The following is a 12,372-nucleotide window of genomic DNA, read 5'->3' on the forward strand; positions in this document are numbered from 1 at the left end:
AAGCTCATCCGGTAAATGGGTTTAGCCTGGCACGGGCCTGACACGAGCAATGCGCGATGCCGGCGCGTGGCCCCTTCACTGCCCCTTGTGCGCGGCCGCCCATTCCTTGAGTGCGTTCAGCGTGTTCTCGACATGCTTGTCGGGTTGCAGGCTCGTGTACTCGTAGATGATCTTGCCTTCGGGCGAGATCACGTATGACACGCGATTCGCCATGCCGGCCTTCATCGGCATGGCCGCGTCGTATGCGTCGATCACCTTCGCGTCGGCGTCGGCCGCGACCGGGAATTTGCTGCGGCATTCGCTGACCGAGAACTTCGTCAGCGTATCGATGTTGTCGTGCGATACGCCGATCACCGTCGCACCGTACTTCTTGTATTCGTCGACCGCATCGGCGAATTCGTGCGCCTCGATCGTGCAGCCCTTCGTGAACGCGGCCGGATAGAAGTACAGCACGACCGGCCCCTTCTTCAGCTGATCGGCCAGCGAATACGTGTAGGTCTTGCCGCCGAGCGAGGCCTCGGCGGTGAACGCCGGCGCCGTATCGCCGGGCTTCAGGGTTGCCGAGGCGAGCGGCGAATGCATTGCGAATCCGAACGCCATGACAGCGGCCAATACCGCCGGTATGTGTTTTGTCTTCATCTGCTCCTCCATGCGTGAGCGCACGCAGTTGATCCCGTCCATCGAAGACAGCTTCGGCCGGCGTCACAGGCCGTCGCTGAACGTTCTATTGGACCACGGATGCGCACGCGGCGTCGGTCGCCGCCAGGACCACAAGCCAATCGAAAGGATGCGGCGCGCAGGCCCGGCGCATCAAGCGTCCGGCTCCGCCACGTGCGCGCCGAACCATGCCGCCGCCGACAGGTTCAGCTGCGATAGCACCTCGGGCGTCAGCGCGTGGAAGCCCGCCGCCGTCGCGACCGGCGCCGCGTCGCCGCCCTCGCCCGCGACCTCGGCGATCAGCAGCAGCGCGCCCAGCTCACCCTTGCGCGCGACGATCGCCTCGCGGATCTGCGGCGCGAGGCCGAGCTTTTCGAGCACCGCGTCCGGGGTGCTGTCGAGCACGATATGCACCAGCGAGAAAATCCCGGTCATGAACGCGGCATCGGCGAATTCGCCGTCGGCCGGACGCAGCCAGTTCGCGGCAAGCTCCATGAAGCGCGAGCGCGTCGCGGCCAGTTGCACGAGCGGATCGGCGCGCCACGGCAGGTCGCCGGTATCCGCGTACAGCAGCAGTTGCGCCCAGCGTGCGATTTGCCGCGTGCCGGTCGCGATGATCGCCTCGCGCAGCGACGCGATATTGCGCCCGAGGCCGAACGCGCTCGAATTGACGAGCCGCAGCAGTTGCACGACCACGCCCGGATTGACCTTCAGCTCCGCCTCGAGCTCGACGATGCCGGCGTCGCGCGACAGCAGCGCGAGCAGCCGCAGCAGGCCCGGGCGCAGCGAGCGGTTGCGCGGCGCGGCCAGCACCTGTGGCCGCGCGAAGAAGTAGCCCTGGAACAGGTCGAAGCCGAGCTCGTGCGCGAGCGCGAAGTCCTCGCGAGTTTCGACCTTCTCGGCGAGCAGCGTCTTGCCGTAGCCGCGCAAGGCCGACGCAAGCTCGGCGACCTTGCGGCGCGGCGTTTGCAGGAAGTCGATCTTGACGATGTCGGCGTACGGCAGCATCGCCCTCAGCTCGTCGGTCAGGTCGTGCACGTCGTCGAGCGCGACCTGGAAGCCGGCGCAGTGCAGCTCGTCGAGCCGACGCGCGAGCGAAGCGTCGTAACGCACGGTTTCGAGGATTTCGAGCACGAAGCGCTCGGGCGGCATCAGATGGACGATGTCGCTAAAGAGCAGCGCGCGGTCGATATTGACGAAGCCGCGATGCTGGCCGAGCACGGCCGGCACGCCGATTCCGCCGATCGCGCGCGCGACCACCTGCGCGGTGGCCTGCGCATCGTCGCTGATTTCGGCGTAGTTATAGGTGCCGGCGCGGAACAACAGCTCGTACGCGTGAAGCGCCCCATCGCGATCCAGAATCGGCTGGCGGCCGACGTAGACATACTGCGGGACCGCGTCCGGGTCCCCGCGCTCAGGATAGCCGGTCGACGCGCCGGCGACGACATCACGCACCTCGACGTCCCGCGGGACGGGCCGTGCGGCGCTGGCGGACTTGATGACGGAGCGTTCGAAGATGGATCATCGGTGCAAGGTTTGGAAGTCTACGCAGCGCGACGCCATCAGCGTCGCCAAATTAAGGGAGATTCGCCGTATTAACGGCCGCGAATCGGCGTCACTTTAACCGAATCGTCCCGGCGACTGAACCGCGCGTCTCCTTACCGGATGTTTTTCTCGGCGCGTAGCTAAAGATTTCCCCGCTTGCGTCGTTATCTCGTTCTGATGGGGCGGCCTGCTATCTCCCGGCCGCCCGGACCAGCGAACAAGCAGTCCCGCCCGCGGACGAACCCAGGTTGCCAGCGACGAACATGGAAGCGAACACGATCACCGCGCCCCGCCGGGGCTCCTTGCGCACGGTCATCGACCGGCTGCGGGCGTTCGGCCGGCGCGAGGACGACGACCGGCCGAGCAGCGCCAACCGCCCGCCTCCACTGGAACAGGTGGTCGGCGCGGTCGACCTGCTCGCGCACGTCGACGATGCATTGCGCTTCATCTACGTGTCCGATGCAAGCCTGCGCTTCATCGGCTATCACCGCGAATACCTGAAAACCGCGACGCTGCACGATCTGGTCGCGCCCGCCGACGTGCCGCGCCTCGATGCGCTGCTCAAGCAGGCGGCGGCTTCGGGCAACGTCGAGAAAGCGACGCTCGGGCTCCTCAAGTCGCTGACCTATCCGATCACGGTCGAGCTGCGGGTCGTGCGCAGCAATCACGACGGCGTCGATGGCTACGCGATCGCCGGCTTCGACGTGTCGTCGTGGCGCGCCACCGAAGAGCGGCTGACCCAGGCGCTGCATCTGGACCGGCTGACCAGTCTGCCGAACCAGTCGGGTTTGGTGCACGCGCTGCTCGATGCACAACAGAAGGCCGATGCGCACGGCACGCCGGTCGCGCTGCTGCTGCTCGATCTCGACGACTATCAGCGGGTGAACCGCGCGCTCGGCTACGACGCCGGCGACGAGATGCTGCGCGACACGTCGCGGCGCCTGTTGAACATGACGAGCCCGAACGAAACGATCGCGCGGATCGCCAGCGACGAGTTCGCGATCCTCGTGAAGCCGGCCGCGAGCCGCACCGACGCGGCGGCCGCCGCCGAAGCGCTGGCGCGGCGTCTGTTGACCGCGATCCAGCAGCCGTATGTGTTCAAGGGTCAGCAGGTCCACCTGTCGGCCAGCATCGGCATCGCGCTGTACCCGGACGTGCGCCACGCCAACGACACCGGCGGCCACGACACGCACCTGCTGCGCTGGGCCGACCACGCGTTGTTGCAGGCGAAGGCCGCGGGCGGCAACACGCTCGCGTTCTACGTGCCGGACGACAACCCGGCCGACGCCGAGCGTCTGAAACTCGAGGCCGACCTCTACGACGGCGTACGCAACGGCGAGTTTTCGCTACACTTCCAGCCGATCACGAGCAGCCGCACGCGGGGCGTGGTCGGTGTCGAGGCCTTGATCCGCTGGACGCATCCGGTGCATGGCCTCGTGCCGCCGTCGATGTTCATTCCGCTCGCGGAGTCGATCGGGCTCATCAACTTCCTCGGCAACTGGGTGCTGAAGGTCGCGTGCATGCAGCTGATCCAGTGGGACGCGAAGGGCATTGCGCTGCAGTACGTGGCCGTCAACGTGTCGCCGCAGCAGTTTCGCGATCCGCGCTTCAAGGACTCCGTGCGCGAGGCGATCGAGCTGACCGGCATCGATCCGCGCCGGCTCGTGTTCGAGATCACCGAAAGTCTGCTGATGCACGACCCGGCGCACGCGAAGGGCTTGCTCGAAGACCTGACCGCGATGGGCATCCGCTTCGCAGTCGACGACTTCGGCACCGGCTATTCGAGCCTCGCGTACCTGCAACGCTTTCCGCTCGCGAAGCTGAAGATCGACCGGAGTTTCGTCGAGAATCTGCTAACCTCGCGAAACGATCAGGCAATCGTTAGCGCTGTCGTCGGCCTTGCGCAGACGCTCGATCTCGAACTGGTTGCCGAGGGCGTCGAAACGGAAGCGCAGCGCACCCTGCTCACCGAGATGGGCTGCGATCACATTCAGGGCTGGCTCGTCTGCAAGGCGCTGCCGTCCGAAGAGCTTGCGCAGCGCTTCGAAACGCGCGAGCTTCAGCTGCACGGCGCATAACGGGCGATGCGGACACGACGCCCAGGCAGCGCAACAAGCCGGCTTGCGACCGGCACGGCATTTACTGGAACACGTATGGCATTTGCGGGACACACATGGTAAAGGCGGCAGTGCTCGACCGGCTCTGGACGCGAATGAGCGAGCGCGGCGATTTCCCTATGCTGTCGCAATCGCTGCGCACCACCATGGCGGCAGTGACCAACGACGACCTCGACTTCACCGGCCTCGTGCAAGTGGTGCTGTCGGACTTCGCGCTCACGCAGAAGGTGCTGCGGCTCGCGAACTCGGCGATGTACATGGCGTTCGGCGGCAATATCACGACCGTGTCGCGCGCGCTGATGGTGCTCGGCATGGATGCGGTCGGTCACCTCGTAGTCGGTCTGAAGATCGTCGATCACTTTCATCAAAGCGCGCCGCGCCGCATCGACGCGAAACTCGAATTGAATCGCACGCTGCTGTCGGGCTGCGTCGCGCGCAAGCTGACCGAGCGCGGCGACCTGCGCGCCGGCGAGGAAGCGGTGGTCTGCACGCTGATGCGGCAGATCGGCAAGCTGCTGGTCGTGTTCTATCTCGACGCCGAATGGGATCAGATTCGCCGCCATATCGACGGCGGCGCACTCGAAGCCGATGCGTGCGTGCTCGTGCTCGGCGTCACCTTCGATGAAATCGGCGCCGAAGCCGCGGTGCGCTGGCGCCTGCCCGACACGATCCGCTCCGGCATGGGCGAGTTCGATCCGGAAGACGTGACGCAACCGCGCCAGGTGCAGTGGCTGCGCGCGATCACCAACTACTCGACCGCGGTCGCCGACGTGCTCACGCAGCAGAACATGCCCGAGGGGGAACGCGAGGCGCGCATCGGCGAGCTTGCGCACGAGTACGGCAGCGCGCTGAACACCGACCCCGAAGTGCTGCTGCAGATGAGCGTCGCGCTCGCGCGCGAGGATGGCGGCGACAGCGTGATGCGCGAAATCGTCGAGCTGCGCGCCAATGCCGATGCGATCGCGCGCGAGGCGCTCACGCCCGAGGCGCGCATCGAGGTCGGGGTGAAGGATCTGCGCGACCTGCCCGAAGGCAGCCCGCTCGCGCCAGCGCTCGCGATGGCCGCCGAAACCGTGCTCGCGGCGCTCGGCTTCGCGCGCACCGTGGTCTACGTCAAGCATAGCAACGGCACGTTCAGGGCGCGCATCGGCTTCGGGCCGAAGATCGACGCGGCGCTGCCGAAGCTCGCGTTCAGCACCGCGTTCGAGCCCGATGTGTTTCATCTCGCGATCGCGAACTCGGTTGGCATCTTCATCGAGAATGCGCGCGATCCGAAGATGGTCGCGCGGCTGCCCGAGTGGTTCCGGCGGTCGTTCGACGACGCGCGCGCGTTCGTGCTGCTGCCGATCATCGACGAAACCGATCAGACCGTCGCGCTGCTCTACGGCGACTGGTCGCATACGCAGGAGGCGCGCCGCATCTCACAGAAGGAGATGGGCGTGCTCAACGAACTGGCAAAGGAGTTAGGACGTTTTTTCGGCCAGAGGCAGATGCGGGAAATGGAGACGATGTGAAGACCTGGCGTGATCGCTGATCACTCTGCTTCACTTGATTCTTTCCGTGTTTGCCCCGAAAACGATTTTCTCCGGGCATCTGTGGGGCATTCACCCCACTCAATCCTCGATCCGCTCCAGCCCTTGCGCGCTGCGATCCGCGACACCGGCCCATGCGCCGGCCGCGAGCCCCATCTGCGCGACCTCTTCCAGCGTCAACGGCGCAAGACGTTCGGACAGCGTGGCGACGCGCTCCCATGCGCCGCCTTCGAGCGCCTCGACCGCGCTCAGCAGCAGACCCAGCCTGCCCTCGCGATGCAGGATCGCGGCCTGGATCGGCCGCGACAGCGTGAGGATGTTCAGCGTTTTTTCGAGCGAGCCACCGAACACCGCATCGACGAACGAAAACACGCCGGTCAGGAAGGCCGCGTCGGCTTCGTCGCGGCCCGCCTCGGGCATGCGTTCGATCGCGAGCTCCATGAAGCGCGCGCGCGTGGCCGCGAGTTGCAGCAGAGGGTCGTCTTCGAGCGCGACCTTGCGGCCGTCGGCGTAGAGCAGCAGCTGCGTCCAGCGCGCGATGCGATCGGTGCCCGTCGCGTTGATCGCGTCGCGCAGCGTCGTCACCTTGTGACCGACCGCGAGGCCGCTCGAATTCGCGAGCTTCATCAGATGCATGACGAGCACCGGATTCAGCTTCAGCTCGGCTTCGAGCTGCGCGACCGTCGGGTCGCCCGCGAGCAGTTGCAGCAGATTGAGCAGCGCGTGGCGCGGCGCGCTGACGCTGCGACTCGATGCGCTTTGCGCCCGCGCGAAGTAATAGCCCTGGAAGCGGTCGAAGCCGAGCTCATGCACCGTTTCGAAGTCGGCCTGCGCATCGACACCCGATGCGAGCAGCAGTTTGCCCGCCGACTTCAGCACGCTCGCGAGCTTCGGCAACAGCGCGCGCGGCGTGCGCGGGACGTCGATCTTGACGACTTCGGCGTACGGCAGCAGCTTCGCGAAAGTCTCGTTGGGCTGCGTGACGTCGTCGAGCGCGAAGCGATAGCGGCGGCCATGCAGATACACGAGACGCGCGATCAACTCGTCATCGACTTCGAGCGATGAAGGCAGCTCGAGCATGAAGCGTTCCGCGGGCAGTCGCAGGATCGCGTCGTCGAGCAGCAGCTCGCGGCTCACGTCGACGTAGGCCGGATGGCCAGTCAGCGCGCCGCGTACGTCGCTTTGCACGAGCCCGCGCACGATCGCGCGCGCGACGCGTTGCACCGGCATAGGCGCGCGACCCGGCAACGCGTCGGCGTTGGGATGAAGATCGGTATGGGTTCGTGGGGCGCTGAGGTCCGCGTCGGCGAGCGGCAGCTCGGGCGCACGCACCTTGATCTCGTAACCGCACAGCATGCCGTCCCGATTCAGAATGGGCTGCCGCGCGTAGCTGGCGACGAGCGACGCGTCGTCGGTCGTGCCGCTGTGGCTCAGAGTCTCGATTGCGATGGTGGTCATTCCAGTCCCCCGCTCGGCGCCGCTGGCGCCTGGCCGCTATGTTCTGTTTTTCGCTGCACGTAAGCGCGTTTCCGTGACGCTGGAAGCTCGTCGACGCGCGGCGACGTGCGTCGCAATTTTATCGCAGCGTCATTGGGCACGAACAGGCTTACAGGGCAATATCTCGAAATATTTGTTGAACGTTTGCGACCCGCGTGCAAAAAGCAAAACGGCCGCATCAGCGGCCGTTTTGCACAATTCGATGCAGCGTTACTTCAGCACGACTTTCACGTCGAAGTATTTGGCGGCGAGGCGGTCGATCGTGCCATCGGCCTTCAGCTCCTTCAACGCGCCGTTCAGCGCATCCTTGAGCGCCTTGTCGTTCTTGCGCACACCGTAGCCGACACCCGCGCCGAGCAGCTTGTTGTCGCTCACGGCCGGACCGGCGAACTCGAAGCCCGCGCCCTGCGGTTTCTTCAGAAAACCCTTCGATGCCGCTTCGGCGTCCTGGAACGACGCGTCGAGACGACCCGACGCGAGGTCGGCGTAAATCTGGTCCTGGGTCTGATACGGCACGACATCGACACCGGCCGGCGCCCAGCGCGCCTTCGCATAGGTTTCCTGGATCGTGCCCTGCAGCACGCCGACGTGCTTGCCCTTCAGCGATGCGGGCGTCGGCTGCAGAGCGCTGCCCTTCTTCGCGATCATCTGATTCGGGATCGTGTAGATCGGATCGGTGAAGTCGATCGCCTGGCGACGCTGGTCGGTGATCGTCATGTCCGAGTTGATCGCGCTGAACTTGCGCGCTTCGAGCGCCGGGATCAGGCCGTCGAACGAATTCTCGACCCACACGCATCTGGCCTTTAGCTTCGCACACACGGCATTGCCGACGTCGATATCGAAGCCCTGCAGCTCGCCCGCGGGCGACTTGGATTCGAACGGCGCATACGAAGCCTCGACGCCGAAGCGCACTTCCTTGATCTCAGCCGCCGACGCGGTGCCTGCCGTCAAGGCCGCCGTCGCGAACAGCGCGAGCGCGGCCAAGTTGGGCCAATTCTTCTTCATTACGGGTGTTCCTTTACGGTGTTGACTGAAACGGAGCCGATTCGGCGCGCACAGGCGGATTACGCCGGCCGCGCTTCGGACTCGCGCGGCCGGCGTAACCGGTAGATGCGTCAGCCGCGAAGCCCGCGATTGTACACGGGACCTGTCTAGACAAGCTTGGGCAGCGTCTCGGCGGTGGTATCGACGACGAGCAGACCGGCACGCAGGCCGGGCTTGACCGCCGGGTTCGGAAACACGATGCGCTCTTCGTCGCGCTGCACCGTGTATTGATAGTCGCCGTCGCGCGCGAGCAGGGTGCCCTTGGCGAGCGGTGTGAAGTTCGGCACGTCGGGCGCGAGCAGCAGCTCGAATGCGTCGCTTTGCTTGGTCAGCTGATCGACGACGGTGAACACGCGCGGCAGCGCAGCTTGCGCGTCGCCTCGTGCGTTCATTCGCGTGCCGGCGAGCAGCGCGCGCACCGCGAGATCCGCGCCCTCGAAGCGCGTCAGGTCGTTCTGGCCGAACGGCCGCACCTTGCCGAGTTCGAGCGTGCACGCATCAGCGCCGCACGCTTGCGCTGTGAAGTGCGAATAGGTGTTGCCCTTCGTCGTGTGCAGCAGCACCGCACTGATGCGCGCGTCGCCGAGCCATTCGAACATCGCGCGCGAAAAGGGCTTGCCGGTATGCGGCAACAGCGCGAAGCGCTCGAATACCGACGCGCGGATCGCCGTATGCATGTCGATATGCCAGCGCGCGCCGGGCGCGTCGGACGCGTCCGCGAAAAAGCGCGTCGCGGCCTGTTCGAGCGCGGCCGCGCGCGGCGCTTCGTGACTGTGCGGCAGTTGCAGATGACGGCCGCTGAACAGCCGGTTCAGATCGTCGTCGCGATAGCGGCCGCCGTCGCGCATCGCATCGATGTTGCCGAGAATCACGAGCAGCCGGCACGCGAGCGCCGCGCGGCCGTGTGCGATATCGGCGACGATGCGCGACAGCAGTTCGATCGGCGCGGTCTCGTCGCCATGCACGCCGGCCGAGACGAGCACGCTGCGCACGCCCGCATGCTGCTGCGCGGGCTCGATGACGAGCACGCCGTCGCCCTGCCACGTCCAGCGCACACCGTTCGCACACGTGCCTTGCGCTTGATGCGCGGCAGGCCGCGAACCCGCGAGCGTCCACGCGAGAAAATCGTCGAGCATCGCGCTCGGGGCGGACATCGCGTAGTCAGCGCTGGAAGTCATACAGCGAGCCCAGAGCGAGGATTTGCGTCAGCTCATCGAGCGCGGTGCGCGATTCGACCAGCAGTTGCGGATCGCTGAGATCGGCCGGCGCGAGCCGATCGCGATAGTGCTTTTCGATCCACGCATCGAGTCGGCCGAACAGCGTGTCGTCTATCCACACGCCCGGCGCGACCGCCGCGCGCTCGTTGTCGTCGAGTACGACGCGCAGGCGCAGACAGGCGGGGCCGCCACCGTTCTTCATGCTCTCGCGCAGATCGAACACGAGCACTTCGTCGATCGGACCGCTGTGCGAAGTCAGCTCATCCAGGTACGCGGCGACGCGCGGATTTTCGCGGCACTCCTGCGGCACGACCAGCACCTGCTTGCCATCGGGCCGAGTCAGCAGCTGGCTGTTGAACAGATACGAGGTCACCGCATCGGCGACGCTGACCTGCGCGTCGGGCACTTCGATTACGTTGAAGCTCGCGTGAAGGCTCGCTAGCTTCGAGCGCAACTCGTCGTACACCGCTTGCTGATCGACGAACGCGAGCTGATGGCAGAACAGCGTGTTGCGATTGCCGACCGCGATCACGTCGTTATGGAACACGCCGGCGTCGATCACTTCCGGGTTCTGCTGTGCATAGACGGTCGCCGCGTCCTGCAAGCCATGACGATGCGCGACCGCGCGGCTCGCCTCGAACGTCTGACGCGCCGGATAGCGCTTCGGCTCCGGCCCGCGACGATACTCGCTGCGGCCATACACGAAGAATTCGACGCCGCGCGCCCGGTATTGCTCGCAAAAGCGCGTGTGATTCGCCGCGCCCTCGTCGCCGAGCGCGGGCGTGCCGGGCAGCGCCTCGTGCACCACGAAGCGGTCGGTGTCGCTGAACATCGCCCGCAGCGTGCGGCGCGTCGATTCATGCTCGATCGCGCGATGCAGCTTGCTGCACAGATTGGCCGGCGTGAAATGCACGCGGCCGTCGTGCGTATCCGCGGACGGGCTCACCGTCGCCGCGTTCGCGGTCCACATCGCGGATGCTGAACTCGCCGCCGCGAGCAGTTCGGGCGCGTTCTTCGCGACGCGCTCGATCACCGAAGCGTCGTCGCCGGAAAAACCGAGCTCGCGCAACAGACGCATCGACGGACGCTCTTGCGGCGGCAGCACGCCCTGATGAAAGCCGAGGTCCGCCAACTGCTTCATCTTGCGCAGACCCTGGCGCGCGGCGGCCTTCGGATTCGCGACCGACTTCTCGTTGCTCTGCGACGCGACGTTGCCGAACGACAAGCCCGCGTAGTTGTGAGTCGGGCCGACCAGGCCGTCGAAATTGGCTTCAGTGGCTTGCAGCATCGTCGATCCTTAGAATTGAAGGCCCGGCGAGACGCTCGCGGGCATGTTCAGTTGCGCGCTTTCGACAGAGGCCATCGGGTACGCGCAGTAATCGGCCGCATAGTACGCGCTCGGCCGATGGTTGCCCGAGCGGCCCGGGCCGCCGAACGGAGCGCCCGACGAAGCGCCATTGGTCGGCCGGTTCCAGTTGACGATGCCCGCGCGAATCGTGCGCTGGAAATGCGTCCACAGCGCTTCGTCGTCGGCGAGCAGGCCCGCGGACAGACCGAACTGCGTATCGTTCGCCTGTTCGAGCGCGTCGTCGAAGTTGCGGTAGCGGATGATCTGCGCGAGCGGGCCGAAGTGCTCCTCGTCGGGCAAGTCCTTCACTTCGGTCACGTCGAGAATCGCGGGCGTCACGAAGCCGAGTTGCGGATCGCGCTGCTCCATCTTCAACAGTGCCTTCGCGCCGCTCGCGAGCAGACGTTGCTGCGCGCTGATCAAACGCGAGGCCGCGCGCGCCGACACCACCGCGCCCATGAACGGCTGCGGCTCGGCGTTGTATTCGCCGACGCCGATGCGCGCGGTGACTTCCGTCAGGCGCGCGAGGAAACGCTCGCCGAACGCATCGTCGGGCACGAAGATGCGGCGCGCGCAGGTGCAGCGCTGCCCCGCCGACAGAAACGCCGATTGAATCGTGTGGTGCACGGCGGCGTCGAGGTCAGCGACCGGGCCGATCACGAGCGGGTTGTTGCCGCCCATCTCGAGCGCGAGCACGATCTCTGGACGGCCGCCGAACTGTTTGTGCAGCAATGTTCCCGTATCCGAACTACCGGTAAAGAACAGTCCATCGATCTGCCGATGATTCGCGAGCGCGACGCCGGTGTCCTTCTCACCCTGCACCAGATTCAGCACGCCGGCGGGCAGCCCCGCATCGCGCCAGATTTGCACCGTGAGCGCCGCGACGCCGGGCGCCAGTTCGGACGGCTTGAACACGACCGCGTTACCGGCGATCAGCGCGGGCACGATATGCCCGTTCGGCAGATGGCCCGGGAAGTTGTACGGCCCGAACACCGCCACCACGCCATGCGGACGATGCCGCAGCACGGCGGTGCCGTCCGCCATCGCCGTGCGCTTTTCGCCGGTGCGCTCGTTGTACGACTGGATCGAGATCTCGACCTTCGCGGCCATCGACGCCGCTTCGGTGCGCGCTTCCCACAGCGGCTTGCCGGTCTCGCGGCCGATCGCTTCGGCGAGCGCTTCCTTGCGCTCGGTCACGAGCGCGGCGAAGCGGCGCACCACCGCGCAACGCGCGTCGAGCGTCAGCGCCGACCATGCGGCGAATGCGCGGCGCGCGCTGCGTACCGCGCGATCGACGTCGTCCGCCGATGCGCTATTGCCTTGCCACACCACCGCGCCCGTGCCGGGATTGTGCGATGCGAATACGGGTCCTGTGCCGGCGACCCATTCGCCGGCGATGAAAAGCTCGCTCATGA

At 66.2% G+C, this 12,372-nt stretch carries 9 protein-coding genes; 2 read left to right on the forward strand and 7 right to left on the reverse strand.

Annotation, left to right across the window (positions count from 1 at the left end; genetic code table 11):
- Positions 1-75: 75 nt before the first annotated feature.
- Positions 76-639 (reverse strand): peroxiredoxin, encoded by a 564-nt coding sequence (locus tag G5S42_RS23420; RefSeq protein ID WP_176108949.1) that lies wholly within the window; start codon positions 637-639, stop codon positions 76-78.
- A 171-nt stretch (positions 640-810) separates the two neighbouring features.
- Positions 811-2,112 (reverse strand): EAL and HDOD domain-containing protein, encoded by a 1,302-nt coding sequence (locus G5S42_RS23425; protein ID WP_176108950.1) that lies wholly within the window; start codon positions 2,110-2,112, stop codon positions 811-813.
- Between the two features lie 353 nt (positions 2,113-2,465).
- Between G5S42_RS23425 and G5S42_RS23430 the strand changes: the two genes are divergently transcribed.
- The gene (locus tag G5S42_RS23430; RefSeq protein WP_176108951.1) at positions 2,466-4,280 is read left to right on the forward strand and encodes a putative bifunctional diguanylate cyclase/phosphodiesterase; all 1,815 of its coding nucleotides are present in this window, start codon (positions 2,466-2,468) and stop codon (positions 4,278-4,280) included.
- A 95-nt stretch (positions 4,281-4,375) separates the two neighbouring features.
- Entirely contained in the window at positions 4,376-5,833 is a 1,458-nt protein-coding gene (locus G5S42_RS23435) for an HDOD domain-containing protein (RefSeq protein WP_176108952.1), read from the forward strand.
- Positions 5,834-5,932: 99 nt separating this feature from the next.
- Here the strand turns inward: G5S42_RS23435 and G5S42_RS23440 are convergent, their stop codons facing one another.
- From G5S42_RS23440 to astD, 5 genes are all read right to left on the reverse strand, one after another.
- Positions 5,933-7,309, reverse strand: coding sequence for an EAL and HDOD domain-containing protein (locus tag G5S42_RS23440; RefSeq protein WP_176108953.1), 1,377 nt, complete (start codon positions 7,307-7,309; stop codon positions 5,933-5,935).
- Between the two features lie 249 nt (positions 7,310-7,558).
- Entirely contained in the window at positions 7,559-8,353 is a 795-nt protein-coding gene (locus G5S42_RS23445) for an ABC transporter substrate-binding protein (RefSeq protein ID WP_176108954.1), read from the reverse strand.
- Between the two features lie 146 nt (positions 8,354-8,499).
- A complete protein-coding gene (astE, locus tag G5S42_RS23450; RefSeq protein ID WP_176108955.1) occupies positions 8,500-9,570 on the reverse strand; it encodes a succinylglutamate desuccinylase in 1,071 nt (356 codons plus the stop codon).
- Complete coding sequence (astB, locus tag G5S42_RS23455) at positions 9,554-10,894, reverse strand: N-succinylarginine dihydrolase (protein WP_176110609.1); 1,341 nt, start codon at positions 10,892-10,894, stop codon at positions 9,554-9,556. Before astB ends, astE begins: the two co-directional genes overlap by 17 nt.
- 12 nt (positions 10,895-10,906) lie before the next feature.
- Positions 10,907-12,370 carry a succinylglutamate-semialdehyde dehydrogenase gene (gene astD / locus G5S42_RS23460; protein ID WP_176108956.1) on the reverse strand — a complete coding sequence of 488 codons (1,464 nt, stop codon included), beginning with the start codon at positions 12,368-12,370 and terminating at the stop codon, positions 10,907-10,909.
- Positions 12,371-12,372: the final 2 nt, after the last annotated feature.

The organism is Paraburkholderia youngii (assembly GCF_013366925.1).
GTDB classification, from domain to species: domain Bacteria; phylum Pseudomonadota; class Gammaproteobacteria; order Burkholderiales; family Burkholderiaceae; genus Paraburkholderia; species Paraburkholderia youngii.